We start from the raw sequence: 15,902 nt of genomic DNA, 5'->3' as shown, positions 1-15,902 counted from the left end.
AGAAGACTTGCAGCTCGCAAGCGCCTGCGTCACAAGGAGGGGAGAGGTGTCGCCCGTGACCAAAGTTTTGCCTGTGCTGCTTGTCCTTTTGATGGGAATGCACATCATCAAACCGCTCGGCCTGCCGGGATTGAAGCGTCGCGGCGATTTCTGGAAAATTGCCGTCATCGCCATATTCGTCATGGCGCTGGCTGTCGGTTTTCATTTCCACGAATCATGAAAAAGCCCGGCCCAAAACCGGGCTTATCCTTTCTATCGCTGCCCTGAAAAAAATCAGGCTGCCTGTTCTAGTTCTTTTTTCCAGCCGCCGGTTGCGGCAAGGCCGTTCATGCGGGCGCGGTGGGTGAAGGCACGCTGACCGGCGGCGACGTTCTCCGGCTTGCCACCCCACGCTTCGAGGGCTGCCGCCTGCAAGGCGCGTCCGTAAGAAAATGTCATTTTCCACGGCATGTCGTAAGCTTCATTCATGGCCGAGAGATGCGCTGTCGCCTCTTCGCCCGTCTGACCGCCGGACAGGAAGGCGATGCCCGGAACTGCGGCGGGAACGGTGTTGAGGAAGCAACGCACGGTCTTTTCAGCCACTTCCTCGACCGACGCCTTGCGCGCATTCTTGCCATCGAGAACCATGTTCGGCTTCAGGATCATGCCTTCCAGCTTGACGCGGGCGTCATAAAGCTCGGCAAAAACCGTCTTTAGAACCAGCTCGGTCACTTCATAGCAGCGGTCGATGCTGTGATCGCCCGGCTTGCCATCCATCAGGACTTCCGGCTCGACAATCGGCACAATTCCAGCTTCCTGACAAAGCGCAGCATAGCGCGCCAGCGCCTGTGCATTCTGCCTGACCGCGCCCCATGTCGGCAAAGCGTCGGAAATTGATATGACGCCGCGCCATTTGGCGAAACGCGCCCCCAGGCCGTGATATTCGTTCAGGCGTTCGCGCAGGCCATCCAGACCTTCGGTGATAGTCTCCCCGGGGAAACCAGCCAGAGGCTTCGCGCCCGCATCGACCTTGATGCCCGGAATCGAGCCCGCATTGCGGATGATGTCGTTGAGCGGCGTGCCGTCCTTGGCTTTCTGGTGGATGGTCTCATCGTAAAGAATGACGCCGGAAATATAGTTCTTCATCGCATCGTCGGCGCGGAACAGCATCTCGCGGTAGTCGCGGCGCGTCTCTTCCGTGGATGCCAGATTGATGGAATCGAAGCGCTTCTTGATGGTTCCGGAGCTCTCGTCAGCAGCCAGAATGCCCTTTCCGGAAGCGACCAGGGCAATCGCAATATCTTCAAGACGTTCGGTCATTCGTAAGCTCCTCTTCAGAACCGGCCGACTGGAGTTCGCCTCGGTCGGCATCGGAAATTGATGACTTATCGCCGATGGCAGAAGTGTCCGGTAAAAAGATGGCATGCGCAACTGATTGAAACGATTGAAAATTTTTTAAACGATTTAGACTGGACATGTTTTCTTGTCGCCAGTCGAACGAGGCCGGTTCAAGGTTTTTACGGTGAGGGGTTTCATCTGGGCGACAAGACCCCATGTAACGATAACCTGCCGTTCTCATCGCCCAACGCCTCCGAGGAGAAGACATGCGCGCCGCTCATCTTAGCCTGTTATTTGCTCTCGCCGCATCGGTTACATCTATTCCGATGCAATCCGCCTGGTCCGCCAGCATCAATGCGGGCGACCGCGAAACCAAGGCCGAAGCGCCATTCACCGTCACAAGTGTTGCGGAGTTCAACACGCCGTGGGCAATTGCGTTCCTGCCCGATGGCCGTCTGGTCGTGACGGAAAAACCCGGAAAGATTTTCATTGTCACACAGATGGGTAGAAAGTCCGAAGTTGCGGGCGTGCCCAAGGTTGCCTTTGGCGGGCAGAACGGTTTGCTCGACATAGAGGCTGCGCCGGATTTCGCGAAGAGCAAGGCGCTTTATTTCACCTATAACGAACCTGCGGACGGCGGCAGCAGCGTGGTGCTGGCGCGGGCGAGACTGGCAGAGAGCGGCGACAAGGCCACGCTTGAAGACCTGACCACGCTGTGGAAGCAGGATGTGGTCGCCAAGGGCGGTCAGCCGGGCGGAAAGATCGCCTTCGCACCGGACGGCAAGCATTTGTTTCTCACGGTCGGGGACCGTATGCAGCCTGCCACAGCGCAGGATGACAAGGCCCCGATGGGCAAGATTCTCCGCATGAATCTGGACGGGTCCGTGCCGCAAGATAATCCCAATGCGGGGGAGGGTGGCATTCGCGGCCTGACCTGGACGACCGGTCACCGCAATCCTTATGGGCTGGCCTTCGCGCCCGATGGCACGCTGTGGGAACACGAGATGGGGCCGCGCGGCGGCGACGAGTTCAATCTGATCAAACCCGGCCTCAATTATGGCTGGCCGGTGGTTTCCAATGGCGACAATTACAGCGGCAGGCCGATCCCGCGCCACAGCACGCGCCCGGAATTCGAAGCGCCGCGGGTCTACTGGAATCCGGTGATTTCGCCGGGCGGTCTGACCTTCTACAAGGGTAATTTGTTCAAGGCGTGGGACGGTTCCGCCCTGATCGCCGGTCTTTCTTCGATGGCGCTGGTGCGTGTCGCTTTCGACAGCAAGGGCCAGCCGGACGAAGCCGAGCGCTTCGATATGGGCAATCGCATCCGCGACGTGGCCGTTGGTCCAGACGGCGCGATCTGGCTGATCGAGGATGATGATCCCGGACGCCTATTAAAACTGACGCCGAAATCTTGAACTGAAAAAGGCCCCGTTTCCGGGGCCTTTGATTTGTTCTTCCGCATTGTCCTGCGCATCGAAGCGGGATCAGAAATCAGTCTAGTGGACTGATTTCCCCGCGTAGGCGCTTCGCACTTTTGCTGGAAATGCTTTATTTCTTCAACACATCGACGCCCGGAAGCGGCTTGCCTTCCATCCATTCCAGGAAAGCGCCGCCTGCGGTCGAGATATAGGTGAAGTCGTCGGCCACACCGGCATGGTTCAGCGCCGCGACCGTATCACCGCCGCCGCCGACCGAAACGAGCTTGCCAGCCTTGGTGCGGGCCGCGACATGCTTGGCGGTCTTGACCGTCGCGGTGTCGAACGGGCGCAGTTCGAATGCGCCGAGCGGGCCGTTCCAGACCAGCGTTGCCGCATCGTCGATGGCCGAGGCGATCAGATCGGTGGACAACGCACCTGCGTCGAGGATCATGCCATCGCTTGGTACAGCGTCGACGCCATAGGTCTTGTTCGGCGTATCGGCGGCAAAGTGCCAGCCCACAACCGCATCGACCGGCAGGATGATGGCGCATTTGGTGGTTTCGGCCTTGGCCATGATTTCACGCGCCGTATGGGCGAGGTCATGTTCGCAAAGCGACTTGCCGACATCGTGGCCCTGTGCCGCGAGGAACGTATTGGCCATGCCGCCACCGATCACCAGCGCATCGACTTTTTCGATAAGGTTCGAAAGAAGGTCGAGCTTGGTCGAGACCTTGGCGCCGCCGACAATGGCGACAACCGGACGGGCCGGATTACCGAGGCCCTTTTCCAGCGCTTCCAACTCGGCCTGCATGGCGCGACCGGCAAAAGCAGGCAGGACATGGGCCAGACCTTCGGTCGAGGCATGGGCGCGGTGGGCAGCCGAAAACGCGTCATTGACGTAGAGATCGCCATTGGCGGCCAGCGCCTTGACGAATTCTGGATCGTTCTTTTCCTCGCCCTTGTGGAAACGGGTGTTTTCCAGAAGCAGAACGTCACCGTCCTTCAGCGCATCGACAGCGGCCTTGGCCTTGTCACCGATGCTGTCTTCCGCGAAATGGACGCCCCGACCAGAAATATGGGGCCCGAGCACCTTGGCGAGCGGCTTCACGACATGCTTCAGCGAATTTTCGTCGGAGGCAACGCCTTTCGGGCGACCGAAATGGGCGAGCAGAATGACCTTTGCGCCCTTCTTCGACAGTTCGGCAATCGTTGGAACGATGCGCTCGATGCGGGTGAGGTCGGTCACCTGTCCGTCGGCCATTGGCACGTTGAGGTCAACGCGGACCAGAACGCGTTTGGATTTGACGTCGGCGTCGTCGAGAGTGCGGAAACCCATAAGTTTTCTCCCTGGCTTGTTCCGGCGCGTGGTGAAGCCTTATCGCTCTGACAGTTTGGCTTAACCAGGCAGACGCTGGAACAGGGTTGGATAATCGGTAACAAGCCCGTCTTCATCGACGGGTAGATCGGCGGTGAAAGAGCGGTCCGCCGCCGCGTAACGATAGAGCCTGCCTTCTTCCAGACAGCGGTAACGCTGGCTGTCGCGGAGGGGCTGAAAACTGTCGAACGGCACATAAAGCATGTCCAGCTGAACGGTGCCGCTTTCCGGTGTCAGGCCAAGCCTGCGTATTGGCAGTGTGTTGGTGAAGGGCGTTCCTGCCAGATCGATGTCGATGCAGCCGTCGAATTCCGGCAAAGGCTCGCCAGTCACCGACTGCCAATGGCCCTCGCCATCGGAGGAGAATTCCAGCTTCTGGCCGGATGTGGTTTCGATAAGGAAATGAAGAACGCGCCACGTGCTGTCGCAGTCGATGCTGTAGCGGACACCGTAAGCATCGCCGCCGCGATTGCCGATCACCACGCTTTCGGCATGAATATTGCGGCCCGCGGGCGCAAGATTCAAATGTTCGAGCCCTTCTCCTTCCAGCGGACGCCAGCGGGCGACAGTGGGGAGAAGGGCGCGAAACATAGTCAGGCCACGGGGCTTAGATCAGCTTGCCGAGAGCGACGGCGGTGTCGCCCATACGGTTGGAGAAGCCCCATTCATTGTCGTACCACGACAGGATACGAACCATGGTGCCGTCCATGACCTTGGTCTGGTCCATGTGGAAGACCGAGGAATGCGGATCGTGGTTGAAGTCGTGCGAGACAAGCGGCTCGTCCGTGTAGCCGAGGATGCCCTTGAGGCGGCCATTGGCGGCTGCTCGGATCGCGTCGTTGATTTCCTGCACGGTGGTCGAACGCTTGGCAATGAAGGTCAGGTCAACGACCGAGACATTCGGGGTCGGGACGCGGATAGCGACGCCGTCCAGCTTGCCCTTCAGTTCCGGCAGCACGAGACCAACAGCCTTGGCTGCACCCGTCGAGGTCGGGATCATGGAGAGCGCTGCCGCGCGGGCGCGGTAGAGATCCTTGTGCATGGTGTCCAGCGTCGGCTGGTCGCCCGTATAGGAGTGGATCGTGGTCATGAAGCCCTTTTCGATGCCGATGGCATCATTGAGGACCTGTGCCACCGGCGCAAGGCAGTTGGTGGTGCACGACGCGTTGGAGATGACCTGATGCTCTTTGGTGAGCTTGTCGTGATTGACGCCATAAACGACTGTCAGGTCAGCGCCGTCGGCAGGAGCCGAAACGATGACGCGCTTGGCGCCAGCTTCCAGATGCATTGCCGCCTTGTCACGCGCGGTGAAAATGCCGGTGCATTCCAGCGCGATGTCGACGCCTTCTTCCTTCCACGGCAGTTCGGTCGGGTTGCGAACGGCGTGCACCTTGATCGGACCATAGCCGACGTCGATGCTGTCGCCAGCGACCTTCACTTCCTTGGGGAAACGGCCGTGGACGCTGTCATAGCGCAGAAGATGCGCATTGGTTTCCACCGGGCCGAGATCGTTGATCGCGACGACCTGAATGTCGGTGCGGCCCGATTCCACGATGGCGCGGAGAACATTGCGGCCAATGCGGCCAAAACCGTTGATTGCGACGCGAACTGCCATTTTCTGTAAATCTCCCGATAGGATACTGCACTTGCAGTGCTTCATAATTCAGTCAGTGCCGGGCATTCGGACAAATCCCGCGCGGCACTGACCGGAAACTTAAACGCCGGCGTTTTTGAGACGCCGGCGTTCAAAAAATCATGCTGCGGCGTTGAGCTTCTTTTCCGCGGCTGCAACGGCGTGTTCTGCCGTGATGCCGAAGTGCTTGTAGAGATCGTTGATCTCACCCGAAGCGCCGAAGCCCTTCATGCCGATGAAAATGCCGTCTTCGCCGATGAAGCGCTCCCAGCCGAGCGAGATTGCCGCTTCGATGGCAAGCTTGACCGGCGCATTGCCGATGGTTGCCTGCTTGTAGGCGTCGCTCTGGCCTTCGAACAGTTCGAAGCACGGCACCGAGACCACGCGTGTGGCAATACCCTTGCCTTCGAGAAGGTCGCGGGCCTTGAGCGCGATTTCCACTTCCGAGCCCGTGGCGAAGATCGTCACCTTGGCGTCGTCGCTGGCGGTCGCCAGTTCGTAAGCGCCGTAAGCGGAGAGGTTTTCTTCGCGATGCTCGGTGCGCACGACCGGCAGGTTCTGACGGGTCAGGGCCAGCGTCGACGGGGTTTTGGTCGACTGCAGGGCGATCTGCCAGCATTCCGCCGTTTCCACAGCGTCAGCCGGACGGAAGACATTGTGGTTCGGAATGGCGCGCAGTGCTGCCAGATGTTCGACCGGCTGGTGGGTCGGGCCGTCTTCGCCCAGACCGATGGAATCATGCGTCATGACATAGATGACGCGGATGCCCATCAGCGACGACAGACGCATGGCCGGACGCGCATAATCCGAGAAGGTCAGGAAGGTGCCGGAATAAGGGATCAGGCCGCCATGCAGCGTGATACCGTTCATGGCTGCCGACATGCCGAGTTCGCGGATGCCGTAATGGACATAACGGCCGCCGTAGTTTTCCGGCGTCACTGCCTTGGTCTGGCTGGTCTTGGTGTTGTTCGAACCGGTGAGATCGGCAGAGCCGCCGATGGTTTCCGGTACGACGCCGTTGATGACTTCCAGCGCCATTTCCGAAGACTTGCGGGTGGCGACCTTCGGCTTTTCAGCAGAAAGCTTCTTCTTGTATTCGACGATGGCCGCATCGAAACCGGCAGGCAGATCGCCACGCATGCGGCGTTCGAATTCTGCGCGGGTTTCCGCGTCGGCAGCGGCGAAGCGCTTTTCCCATTCCTGGCGCTTCTTGGCGGCGTTGAGGCCAGCCACGCGCCATGCGTCCAGAACTTCAGCCGGAACGACGAAAGGTTCTGCCGACCAGCCGAGCGCCTTGCGGGTGGCTGCGATTTCTTCCGCGCCGAGCGGCGAGCCATGCACCTTGTTGGTGCCGGCCTTGTTCGGTGCGCCAAAACCAATGGTCGTCTTGCAGGCGATCAGGGTCGGCTTGTCGGAAACCTTGGCCAGTTCGATGGCCTTGGCGATGGCTTCCTGATCGTGACCGTCAACAGCCAAGGTGTTCCAGCCGGAAGCAGCGAAACGGGCTGGCTGGTTGGTGTTGTCGGCCATCGAGATCGGGCCGTCGATGGAAATGTTGTTGTCGTCCCAGAAGGCGATCAGCTTGTTGAGCTTCAGGTGACCGGCCAGCGAGATGGCTTCCTGGCTGATGCCTTCCATGAGGCAGCCGTCGCCGACAAGCACATAGGTGTAGTGGTTGACGAGGCTATCGCCGAACTGTGCGTTCAGGATGCGTTCGGAGAGCGCCATGCCAACGGCATTGGCAATGCCCTGGCCGAGCGGGCCGGTCGTCGTTTCGATGCCGGCAGCATGGCCGTATTCCGGGTGACCGGCGGTACGCGAGCCGAGCTGGCGGAAATTCTTGATTTCATCGATGGTGATGTCTTCGTAGCCCGAAAGATAGAGCAGCGAATAAAGCAGCATCGAGCCGTGACCGGCTGACAGCACGAAACGGTCGCGATCCGGCCAATGCGGGTTCTGCGGGTCGTGCGAAAGGAAACGGGTATAAAGCGTCGTCGCTATGTCAGCTGCGCCCATCGGCAGGCCGGGGTGGCCGGAATTGGCTTTCTCAACCGCGTCCATCGAGAGGAAGCGAATTGCGTTGGCCAACTGATTTTGTTTGTCGGAATTGCTCATGGTCTCAGCCGTCTTTCCATGGGAGGGTTTAACGGGGTTGCGGCGATGCCTTTTGGCTGAGCACGAATGGCGCCGAAAACCGTCCTCCGTTTTTCGGGTCCGTACTCCAGAAGGCACCGGGACACATAGCACCTGCGCATGAGGAGTCAATAAATGCGTGGCTTTTGGGCAATAAACTGTCTGCGACTAATCGATTGAGTTCTGTGGAAAGCAGCCCGATAATCGCTCAAAAGCCATTTTTGCACCGATTAACGGTGCATGAAAGCTCATATGGACACCTCATTTGTTGCTTATCCGGCGGTCGATTATTACAATCTTTTCAAAGAGGCCTGTCCGGCAGACGCGATTCGATGCCGTTGAATGGCATCAGAAAGGACATGGATGGCACCCGAAGCGACCCTCAGGCAAGTTTTGGAACGGCTGGAAAAAGCACTCAACACGCTCGAAGGCGCGGTTGATCTGCGGCTGGACAAGGAAGGCGATTTCGCCGAAGCCGAGGAAGAGGTGCAGCGCATGAATGCTGACCGCAGCCGTCTCGCTCAGGAACTCGACCAGTCCGAAGCCCGTGCAGAGCGGCTTGAAGCTGCCAACCGCGAAGTGTCGCGGCGCCTTGTCACGGCGATGGAAACCATTCGCGCCGTTCTGGATCGATAGGAGGCTATCATAGCGACCGTTACCGTAACCATCGATGGCAAGGCTTATCGCATGGCGTGCGATGAGGGGCAGGAAGAGCACCTCAGCGGACTTGCCGACCGTTTCGATCAATATGTCACGCATCTCAAATCGTCGTTCGGAGAGATCGGCGATTTGCGCCTGACCGTCATGGCCGGGATCATGGTGATGGACGAGATGGCCGAGATGCAGAAGCGCATCAATGGTCTGGAAAGCGAAGTCGAGACGCTGCGCCGCGCGCGTGATGAAGCGCTCGGGCGCGCCGACAGCAACGATGCGGCGCTAACCGGCATACTGTCGGATGTCGCGTCGCGTCTGGAACAGGTGGCGTCCCGCATTGCGCCACGCGCCAGTTCATAAGCTAAGCGCTTTCTGAATTTTCTGAAAAGATTTCGCGGTGAAAGCCTCGCAGCCTCTGGCGCAGCCCGTTGCGAGCGACTATATTCATCAGCGGCGTACTGCGCTTCCCGACAGGTGTAACAGCATCCCCGGGGCCTTATTGATCTCTAAGGGAACTGTCCCTGTGAAGGCTTGCGGGCTTTCGCATATGGTGCCCACCTACTTTGTAGGTTCCCGGGATCAATCACTACCATCGGTTGTCGTGGTCGCCGCTTTCCTTTCATCTTGCAATGCGTATGAAAATCCAGTCCTCAAGACTTGATCTGTGCTACGCATTGCCCGTAAACATGCGATAAACCTTAATTATTCGCATGTTCCGATGGAATCTCCCCAAGTTGCACCGCCCCAAAAGCCGCGCCCATTTGAAAGACTGTCGGTCGCCGTGCCGGTGGCTTTCGCCTATGGCCTGATTTTATACATGCTGATCTGGTCCGGTGCGGCTGACGATGAGATGCCGTTCTTTGCCGGGCTTATGCTGCTGCCGATGGCGGTGGCAAGCCTCGCATCCAGTCTGGCCGACCCGCGTGCCGAAAAAGACCTGTGGCGGCATGTCCGCATGGGCTGGGCCATCATAGGCGGGCTGGTCGTTGTCAGCATGGTGCTGTTCCACGAAGCGGGCATCTGCGTGGTGATCGCTGCGCCCTTCTTCGTGGTGTTCTCGACACTCGGCTCGACATTGACGCTGTGGATCATCCGCAAGCTCCGCTCGCGCCGTTCGACAATGCTGGTGGTCGCCCTGCCGCTGGCCGTCTTTCCGGCAGAGCTTCAGTTTTCCTATGCCCCGCATGACGGGTCGGTGACGACGGTGATCGATATTGCCGCACCGCCGGAAGTGGTGTGGAAGCAGACCGTCGAAATCCGCAATGTGCGCGCCGATGAACTGTCCTGGACATTCAGCCATGGTATTGTGGGCGTGCCGCAGCCGGTCGATGCGCGCATCGAAGGGGAGGGCGTGGGCGCCGTGCGCCAGTTGCAATGGACGCGCGGGGTGACTTTTCAGGAGATCGTGACGCAGTGGGAGGAAAACCGCCTGCTGGCCTGGGATTTCCGCTTCGGCCCGGGCTCCATTCCCGCAGCCGTCGAAGCCCATATCAAGGTGAACAGCAGCTATCTTCAACTGGCCAATGGCGACTACCGGCTGGAGCCTCTGCCCGATGGCCGCACCCGCCTGACGCTGACCACGCATTATCGCATCGCAACGCCGATCGACTTCTATTGCGACCTGTGGGGCAAGGTGTTTCTCAATGATTTTCATGGCGTCGTGCTGAAGGTGATCCGTGACCGGTCGGAGCGGATTGCCGACGCTGTCTGATCCATCACTTGACGGATCGTCTCATTGCGGTTCCACTGTTACAGTCGGATTATGCAAATGGAGAGGTTTTGGGGATGGCAGCAGCGGCTCCGGATGGCAGTCAGGAAAAACAGGCGCTCAGGCGTGCCGTGCTTGCCCGCCGCGATGCGCTGGAACCCCGTTACCAGTATGAAGCCTCGCTCGCGGCCGCGAAACACGGCGAAGAGGCGCTGGTCATTCCCAAGGGAACGCTCGTGGCGGGCTATTGGCCGATCCGCTCTGAAATTGATCCGCGTCCGCTTCTGTCCGTCCTGCGCGGCAAGGGCGCAAGGCTCTGCCTGCCGGTGGTGCTGGACAAGGAAACCATTGCCTTCCGCGAGTTTCTGCCCGATGCGCAGCTTGTGCAGACAGGGTTCGGCACGATGGGTCCCGATGCACGAGCGCCGCTGGTGGACCCGACCATCATGCTGATGCCACTTGCCGGTTTCGACCCGCGCGGGCATCGTCTGGGCTATGGTGCGGGACATTATGATCGCGCGCTGGCACGGTTTGCCGAACGTGGTTTGCAGCCCTTGCTCATTGGCATGGCCTATGATTGTCAGCAAGTGGAGCATGTGCCCGACGAGCCGCACGATATCGCGCTCAACCAGATACTGACGGAGAGCGGCTTGCGTTCGCTGGGCGCAGGCTTATAAGGCTCATCTCATGAGATTGCTTTTTCTTGGTGACATGGTGGGCCGGTCGGGGCGCACGGCAGTTTATGAAAAGCTGCCGGGGCTGATTTCCGATCTGAAGCTGGACTTCGTGATCGTCAACGGCGAGAACGCCGCGGGCGGTTTTGGCATTACCGAAGAGATTTTTCATGAAACGATCCGCGCTGGCGCGGATGTCGTGACCACCGGCAATCACGTCTGGGATCAGCGCGAGGCGCTCGATTTCTCCAAGCGCGAGGACCGCTTCCTACGCCCGGCCAATTTTCCGAAAGGAACGGCAGGCAAGGGCGAGGGACTTTACATCGCCAGGAACGGCGCGCGCGTGCTCGTGTCCAATGTCATGGGGCGCGTCTTCATGCATCCCGATCTGGATGATCCGTTTATCGCGGCGGAGAAGATCCTTGAAGCCTGTCCGCTGGGCGAGCAGGCCGATGCCGTGTTCTTCGATTTCCATGCGGAAGCAACCAGCGAAAAGCAGTGCTTCGGCCATTTCGTCGATGGCCGTGCGAGTGCTGTCGTCGGCACGCACACGCATGTGCCGACCGCCGATTGCCAGATCTTGCGCAATGGCACGGCCTATATGTCGGATGCGGGCATGTGCGGCGATTACGATTCGTCACTTGGTATGGACAAGGAAGAGCCGCTCAACCGCTTTCTGTCCAAGGTGCCGAAGGGGCGTTTTGAAGCAGCCAATGGTCCGGCGACCATTTGCGGTGTCGGTATTGAAATCTCCGACCGCACCGGCCTTGCCGAAAAGGCAGCACCTTTGCGCATCGGCGCGCGTCTGGAAGAAACTATCCCGGAATTCTGGCGCTAGAGCGGTTCCAGCGACGATTGAGTCGTCGCAACCGCGCTAGCTAATTGTTTTCGGCGCACATCTTATCCGAAAACCGCTTTGCACTTTTCGGGATGTGCTTTAACCGACAATCGCAAAGGAATCGCGCATCTTGCCGGAGGCCGTTCTGACCGGGCGGTGGCCAATCCATTGCACATGACGGGCGAGAATGGCGGCGGCGTGGTCGATGTCGTTCTTGCGCAGGGCATCGAGAATCGCCCGGTGATCGTGATCGGTGCGTGCTTCCCACTCCGACCGCCAGGTCGCAAACAGAAACCGCGCGCTGGCCGCATGCAGATCGTCAATGGCGGCAAGCAGGCGTGGCATCCGGCATGGTTCCAGAATGAGCCGGTGAAAGCGCCGGTTGGCGTCTTCCCAGCTTCGCACGTCCCGTGATTTGTCGCCGTCGAGCGTGGCGCGTTCGGCAGCATCAAGCGTGGCGCGGGTGATGTGCGCCGCCGCATGCCGTAAAGCCAGCACTTCGAGCGCTGCGCGCATTTCCGCCACTTCGCGAATCTCGCCAATGTCGAAGGAGGCGACGCGCACACCCCGGCGCGGCTCCGAAACGGCCAGCCCCTGCGCTTCCAGCCGCCGAAACGCCTCACGCACCGGCACATGGCTGGTCTGGAACTCTTCGGCGATGTGATCCTGCCGCAATTTGGTGCCCGGCTCGATTTCCCCTTCGATGATACGGTCAGCCAGAACCCGGCTGATACGGGCAGCGATGGTCTCGTTCGGGGCCTTCGGGGATGGGGCTTGCGGGCGTTGATTCATGATTTTATCGATAAGCTGCTTTGTCGCCCGGGTCGAGCCTTATTGAATTTTTTGACAGGTGAGGGCCTCGATCCGCGCTTTTGCTGGACGAATGAGGCTCAATTCCTTATAACGCCGCCATTCTGCACGGAAAGCATTGTGGCCGGACTTGCGGCCCCGCTTGTGTGATACTCTCTGCGTGAGATTGTCTGTTCATGCGTAACGCTTTTCCGTGCGCGACGATTAGAACAGAACAGGGGTGCCATGGCTGGCCATTCACAGTTTAAGAACATCATGCACCGCAAGGGCCGTCAGGACGCCGTGCGGTCGAAAATGTTTTCCAAGCTCGGACGCGAGATTACCGTCGCCGCCAAGCAGGGTCTGCCTGACCCGACGATGAATCCGCGCCTGCGTCTGGCGATTCAGAACGCCAAAGCGCAGTCGATGCCGAAAGATAACATTGAGCGCGCCATCAAGAAGGCCGCCGGCAATGACGGCGAAAACTATGATGAAGTGCGCTATGAGGGCCGCGGCCCCGGTGGCGTTTCGGTTATCGTTGAAGCGCTGACCGACAATCGCAACCGCACCGCGTCCAACGTCCGCGCAGCCTTCACCAAGTCTGGTGGCGCGCTGGGCGAAACCGGTTCGGTTTCCTTCATGTTCGATCGCGTTGGCGAAATCGTCTACAAGTCCTCTGTCGGCGATGCCGACAAGGTCATGGAAGCGGCTATCGAAGCTGGTGCCGAGGATGTGCAATCCGGCGAAGAAGAACACGTCATCATCTGCGCATTCGAAGATATCGGCGAAGTGTCGAAGGCGCTTGAAGCTGCTCTTGGCGAGGCCGAATCGATCAAGACGATCTGGAAGCCACAGACCAATACCGAGCTGGACGAAGAAAAGGCCCGCTCCGTTCTCAAGCTTCTCAACACGCTGGAAGACGATGACGACGTGCAGAACGTCTACACCAACTTCGAAGTCAGCGACGAAGTGATGGAAAAGCTCAGCGCCTGATTATAGCCGCTCATGCACTATCGAAGCTCCCGGTCAAAACACAAGTTTGTCCGGGAGTTTTTTATTGCCTGCTTCTGGCAAAGTGCAGGCAATAAAAAACCCCGCCGAAGCGGGGTTTTCCGAATAGGTAACCTGGTATTAGATGCCGAGGTTGCCGAAACGGTTCTTGAACTTCGTAACGCGACCGCCGCGATCGAGCAGGGTCTGCGAACCGCCAGTCCAGGCCGGATGGGTGGTCGGGTCGATATCGAGGTTCATCGTATCGCCTTCTTTGCCCCAGGTCGAACGGGTCTGGTATTCGGTGCCATCGGTCATCACGACCTTGATGGTGTGGTAGTCGGGATGGATATTGGCTTTCATCTTCTCAATCCTGATAGTCTGGCCTGAAAGTCTGGAAGAAAAGCGCAGCCTGAATGTCAAAACTGCGGCACTTTCGCCCAATGGCATTTACGAAGACCCATCACCCGCAGGTGACGGCTTCCAAAAGGGTTGCCGAGCCTATACATCAGGCGCACGGCAATAACAAGGGCACAATCTCAAGAATGGCCGATCATAATAATCCAACTGGTGTGAATCCGGAATCGAATGCAGACGAGGCGCGCAAGCGCCGCTCCCTCAAGCCTCTGCGGCGCATGGTTCCGTTCGTCGCCCGCTATAAGCTGCTGGTTATCGGCGCTCTCTTTTCGCTGGTTCTGGCCGCCGTCACGACGCTCGCAGTGCCGGTCGCGCTGCGCCGCATGATCGATCACGGCTTCACCGGCGCCAACGCCATTTTCGTAAACAATTATTTCGGGATGCTGGTGCTGCTGGCGCTGGTTCTGGCGGTTGCGTCGGGGCTGCGTTACTTCTTCGTGATCTCTCTGGGTGAACGGGTCGTGGCCGATTTGCGCAATGCGGTCTTCGCGCATGTGACAGCGCTTTCGCCGGAATTCTTCGACCGGTCGCAGTCTGGCGAAATCGTGTCGCGGCTTTCCGCCGATACGACACAGATCAAATCGGTGGTGGGTGCCACCGCGTCGGTCGCGCTGCGCAATGTCATTTTGGGTGTCGGCGCACTGGCCATGATGGTTGTCACAAGCCCGAAACTCTCCGTGCTGGTGATTGCAGCCATTCCGGTGATCGTCGTACCGCTGATCGCTTTCGGGCGTTCCGTGCGCCGCCGCTCGCGTTTGACGCAGGATATGCTCGCCAATGCCAATGCCTATGCCAGCGAGCAGATTGGCGCGATGCGCACCTTGCAGGCCTTCACCAATGAAAACATGGTGGTCGGGCGGTTTGCCCATGCCGTGGAAAACGCCTATCAGGCGGCGCGCTCGTCCATCAAGGCGCGGGCGGTGCTGACGGCCTTCGCCATCTTTCTGATTTTTTCCAGCGTGGTTGCGGTGCTGTGGTTCGGCTCGCGCGATGTTTTGTCCGGCACCATGTCGCCGGGCACGCTCGGTCAGTTCGTGCTCTATGCGGTTTTCGCGGCCAGCGCCTTCGGCGCCCTCTCGGAAGTCGGCGGTGAACTGGCGCAGGCGGCCGGTGCAACAGAGCGTCTGGCTGAAATTCTGGATGAAGACCCGGACATTTCAGCGCCTCGCAATCCGGTTTCCTTGCCGGAGCCGGCGCGTGGTGAGATCGTCTTCGATGACGTTTATTTCTCCTATCCGACGCGCCCTGATGCGCCATCGCTGAATGGCGTGAGCTTTGCGGTCAAACCCGGCGAAACGGTTGCCATTGTCGGCCCGTCCGGTGCGGGGAAGAGCACGGTGTTTTCGCTGGTGATGCGTTATTATGATCCGCAGTCCGGCAAGGTGCTGATGGATGGCGTTGCCTTGCCGGAGGCCGATCCGGCAGCCGTGCGCGGGCGCGTGGCCATGGTGCCGCAGGATGTGGCGATCTTTGCGACCTCGATCCGCGACAATATCGGCTTCGGCAGGCCGGGTGCGAGCGATGCGGAAATCGAGGCTGCAGCCAAGGCTGCACTGGCGCATGATTTCATCATGGCGCTCGCCAATGGCTATGACACGGAAGTCGGTGAGCGCGGGGTAACATTGTCTGGCGGACAGCGCCAGCGTATTGCCATTGCTCGCGCCATCCTGCGCGCCGCGCCGATCCTGTTGCTGGATGAAGCCACCTCGGCGCTCGATGCAGAAAGCGAAATGCTGGTGCAGAAGGCTCTCGACGGGCTGATGCAGGGACGCACGACGCTGGTGGTCGCGCACCGTCTTGCAACGGTGCTGAAGGCGGATCGCATTCTTGTGCTCGATAAAGGCCGGATCGTCGAAGAAGGCACCCATCAGAGCCTTGTGGAGCGCGGCGGCATCTATGCGCGTCTGGCCAAGCTGCAATTCGAAGTCGGGGCAGGGGTGTACTAAGCGGGGCTCG

Annotated in this window: 17 protein-coding genes and 1 other RNA gene; 10 read left to right on the top strand and 8 right to left on the bottom strand. The window is 59.4% G+C overall.

Features of this window, described 5'->3' with window-relative positions; genetic code table 11:
- Positions 1-55: 55 nt before the first annotated feature.
- The gene (locus ABWW11_RS20360) at positions 56-220 is read left to right on the top strand and encodes a hypothetical protein (protein ID WP_167836096.1); all 165 of its coding nucleotides are present in this window, start codon (positions 56-58) and stop codon (positions 218-220) included.
- Positions 221-273: 53 nt separating this feature from the next.
- On the opposite strand, the gene ABWW11_RS20355 is transcribed toward ABWW11_RS20360, so the two are convergent.
- Positions 274-1,299: a class I fructose-bisphosphate aldolase gene (locus ABWW11_RS20355; protein WP_124915886.1), complete on the bottom strand. Its 1,026-nt coding sequence runs from the start codon at positions 1,297-1,299 to the stop codon at positions 274-276.
- The gene (locus tag ABWW11_RS20350; RefSeq protein WP_124915885.1) at positions 1,283-1,558 is read right to left on the bottom strand and encodes a hypothetical protein; all 276 of its coding nucleotides are present in this window, start codon (positions 1,556-1,558) and stop codon (positions 1,283-1,285) included. Before ABWW11_RS20350 ends, ABWW11_RS20355 begins: the two co-directional genes overlap by 17 nt.
- A gap of 25 nt (positions 1,559-1,583) precedes the next feature.
- Between ABWW11_RS20350 and ABWW11_RS20345 the strand changes: the two genes are divergently transcribed.
- Entirely contained in the window at positions 1,584-2,732 is a 1,149-nt protein-coding gene (locus ABWW11_RS20345; RefSeq protein WP_319080530.1) for a PQQ-dependent sugar dehydrogenase, read from the top strand.
- A 133-nt stretch (positions 2,733-2,865) separates the two neighbouring features.
- Here the strand turns inward: ABWW11_RS20345 and ABWW11_RS20340 are convergent, their stop codons facing one another.
- From ABWW11_RS20340 to tkt, 4 genes are all read right to left on the bottom strand, one after another.
- Positions 2,866-4,071, bottom strand: coding sequence for a phosphoglycerate kinase (locus tag ABWW11_RS20340; RefSeq protein WP_109369767.1), 1,206 nt, complete (start codon positions 4,069-4,071; stop codon positions 2,866-2,868).
- Between the two features lie 60 nt (positions 4,072-4,131).
- Entirely contained in the window at positions 4,132-4,701 is a 570-nt protein-coding gene (locus ABWW11_RS20335) for a putative glycolipid-binding domain-containing protein (RefSeq protein WP_109369766.1), read from the bottom strand.
- 16 nt (positions 4,702-4,717) lie between these two features.
- The gene (gap, locus tag ABWW11_RS20330) at positions 4,718-5,725 is read right to left on the bottom strand and encodes a type I glyceraldehyde-3-phosphate dehydrogenase (RefSeq protein ID WP_109369765.1); all 1,008 of its coding nucleotides are present in this window, start codon (positions 5,723-5,725) and stop codon (positions 4,718-4,720) included.
- 138 nt (positions 5,726-5,863) lie between these two features.
- Positions 5,864-7,858, bottom strand: coding sequence for a transketolase (tkt, locus tag ABWW11_RS20325; protein WP_109369764.1), 1,995 nt, complete (start codon positions 7,856-7,858; stop codon positions 5,864-5,866).
- Positions 7,859-8,239: 381 nt separating this feature from the next.
- On the opposite strand from tkt, the gene ABWW11_RS20320 reads away from it, so the two are divergent.
- The 6 genes from ABWW11_RS20320 to ABWW11_RS20295 all read left to right on the top strand — a co-directional run bounded on the left by ABWW11_RS20320 (position 8,240) and on the right by ABWW11_RS20295 (position 11,750).
- On the top strand, positions 8,240-8,512 hold the full coding sequence (locus ABWW11_RS20320) for a DUF4164 domain-containing protein (protein ID WP_109369763.1): 273 nt from the start codon (positions 8,240-8,242) through the stop codon (positions 8,510-8,512).
- A gap of 9 nt (positions 8,513-8,521) precedes the next feature.
- A complete protein-coding gene (locus ABWW11_RS20315; protein ID WP_109369762.1) occupies positions 8,522-8,890 on the top strand; it encodes a cell division protein ZapA in 369 nt (122 codons plus the stop codon).
- Positions 8,891-8,982: 92 nt separating this feature from the next.
- Positions 8,983-9,141, top strand: a non-coding RNA gene (ssrS, locus tag ABWW11_RS20310) — 6S RNA.
- Between the two features lie 107 nt (positions 9,142-9,248).
- Positions 9,249-10,241 carry an SRPBCC family protein gene (locus ABWW11_RS20305; RefSeq protein WP_109369761.1) on the top strand — a complete coding sequence of 331 codons (993 nt, stop codon included), beginning with the start codon at positions 9,249-9,251 and terminating at the stop codon, positions 10,239-10,241.
- A 74-nt stretch (positions 10,242-10,315) separates the two neighbouring features.
- On the top strand, positions 10,316-10,915 hold the full coding sequence (locus tag ABWW11_RS20300) for a 5-formyltetrahydrofolate cyclo-ligase (protein WP_109369760.1): 600 nt from the start codon (positions 10,316-10,318) through the stop codon (positions 10,913-10,915).
- 10 nt (positions 10,916-10,925) lie between these two features.
- Positions 10,926-11,750: a TIGR00282 family metallophosphoesterase gene (locus tag ABWW11_RS20295; RefSeq protein WP_109369759.1), complete on the top strand. Its 825-nt coding sequence runs from the start codon at positions 10,926-10,928 to the stop codon at positions 11,748-11,750.
- Positions 11,751-11,849: 99 nt separating this feature from the next.
- On the opposite strand, the gene ABWW11_RS20290 is transcribed toward ABWW11_RS20295, so the two are convergent.
- Positions 11,850-12,542, bottom strand: coding sequence for a GntR family transcriptional regulator (locus ABWW11_RS20290; protein WP_109369758.1), 693 nt, complete (start codon positions 12,540-12,542; stop codon positions 11,850-11,852).
- A gap of 243 nt (positions 12,543-12,785) precedes the next feature.
- Here ABWW11_RS20290 and ABWW11_RS20285 point away from each other — a divergent pair, with 243 nt between their 5' ends.
- Entirely contained in the window at positions 12,786-13,532 is a 747-nt protein-coding gene (locus ABWW11_RS20285) for a YebC/PmpR family DNA-binding transcriptional regulator (protein ID WP_078339492.1), read from the top strand.
- A gap of 138 nt (positions 13,533-13,670) precedes the next feature.
- On the opposite strand, the gene rpmE is transcribed toward ABWW11_RS20285, so the two are convergent.
- Positions 13,671-13,892 carry a 50S ribosomal protein L31 gene (rpmE, locus tag ABWW11_RS20280; RefSeq protein WP_078339491.1) on the bottom strand — a complete coding sequence of 74 codons (222 nt, stop codon included), beginning with the start codon at positions 13,890-13,892 and terminating at the stop codon, positions 13,671-13,673.
- A gap of 80 nt (positions 13,893-13,972) precedes the next feature.
- Here rpmE and ABWW11_RS20275 point away from each other — a divergent pair, with 80 nt between their 5' ends.
- Entirely contained in the window at positions 13,973-15,892 is a 1,920-nt protein-coding gene (locus ABWW11_RS20275) for an ABC transporter transmembrane domain-containing protein (protein ID WP_109369757.1), read from the top strand.
- The last annotated feature ends 10 nt before the right edge of the window (positions 15,893-15,902 follow it).

The sequence above is a fragment of the Brucella sp. NBRC 113783 genome, from assembly GCF_040372265.1.
In the GTDB taxonomy this organism is placed as follows: Bacteria; Pseudomonadota; Alphaproteobacteria; order Rhizobiales; family Rhizobiaceae; genus Brucella; species Brucella teleogrylli.
Note: the sequence above shows the minus strand (reverse complement) of the source record. Positions and strands in the feature narration are given on the sequence as shown.

Excerpts from the sequence above, each read along its gene's own strand:
- ABWW11_RS20275 (WP_109369757.1), top strand. The coding sequence starts at position 13,973 with ATGGCATTTACGAAGACCCATCACCCGCAGGTGACGGCTTCCAAAAGG.
- ABWW11_RS20300 (WP_109369760.1), top strand. The coding sequence starts at position 10,316 with ATGGCAGCAGCGGCTCCGGATGGCAGTCAGGAAAAACAGGCGCTCAGG.
- rpmE (WP_078339491.1), bottom strand. The coding sequence starts at position 13,892 with ATGAAAGCCAATATCCATCCCGACTACCACACCATCAAGGTCGTGATG.
- ABWW11_RS20335 (WP_109369766.1), bottom strand. The coding sequence starts at position 4,701 with ATGTTTCGCGCCCTTCTCCCCACTGTCGCCCGCTGGCGTCCGCTGGAA.
- ABWW11_RS20340 (WP_109369767.1), bottom strand. The coding sequence starts at position 4,071 with ATGGGTTTCCGCACTCTCGACGACGCCGACGTCAAATCCAAACGCGTT.
- tkt (WP_109369764.1), bottom strand. The coding sequence starts at position 7,858 with ATGAGCAATTCCGACAAACAAAATCAGTTGGCCAACGCAATTCGCTTC.
- ABWW11_RS20345 (WP_319080530.1), top strand. The coding sequence starts at position 1,584 with ATGCGCGCCGCTCATCTTAGCCTGTTATTTGCTCTCGCCGCATCGGTT.
- ABWW11_RS20320 (WP_109369763.1), top strand. The coding sequence starts at position 8,240 with ATGGCACCCGAAGCGACCCTCAGGCAAGTTTTGGAACGGCTGGAAAAA.
- ABWW11_RS20285 (WP_078339492.1), top strand. The coding sequence starts at position 12,786 with ATGGCTGGCCATTCACAGTTTAAGAACATCATGCACCGCAAGGGCCGT.
- ABWW11_RS20290 (WP_109369758.1), bottom strand. The coding sequence starts at position 12,542 with ATGAATCAACGCCCGCAAGCCCCATCCCCGAAGGCCCCGAACGAGACC.
- ABWW11_RS20355 (WP_124915886.1), bottom strand. The coding sequence starts at position 1,299 with ATGACCGAACGTCTTGAAGATATTGCGATTGCCCTGGTCGCTTCCGGA.
- ABWW11_RS20305 (WP_109369761.1), top strand. The coding sequence starts at position 9,249 with ATGGAATCTCCCCAAGTTGCACCGCCCCAAAAGCCGCGCCCATTTGAA.
- ABWW11_RS20350 (WP_124915885.1), bottom strand. The coding sequence starts at position 1,558 with ATGAGAACGGCAGGTTATCGTTACATGGGGTCTTGTCGCCCAGATGAA.
- ABWW11_RS20295 (WP_109369759.1), top strand. The coding sequence starts at position 10,926 with ATGAGATTGCTTTTTCTTGGTGACATGGTGGGCCGGTCGGGGCGCACG.
- gap (WP_109369765.1), bottom strand. The coding sequence starts at position 5,725 with ATGGCAGTTCGCGTCGCAATCAACGGTTTTGGCCGCATTGGCCGCAAT.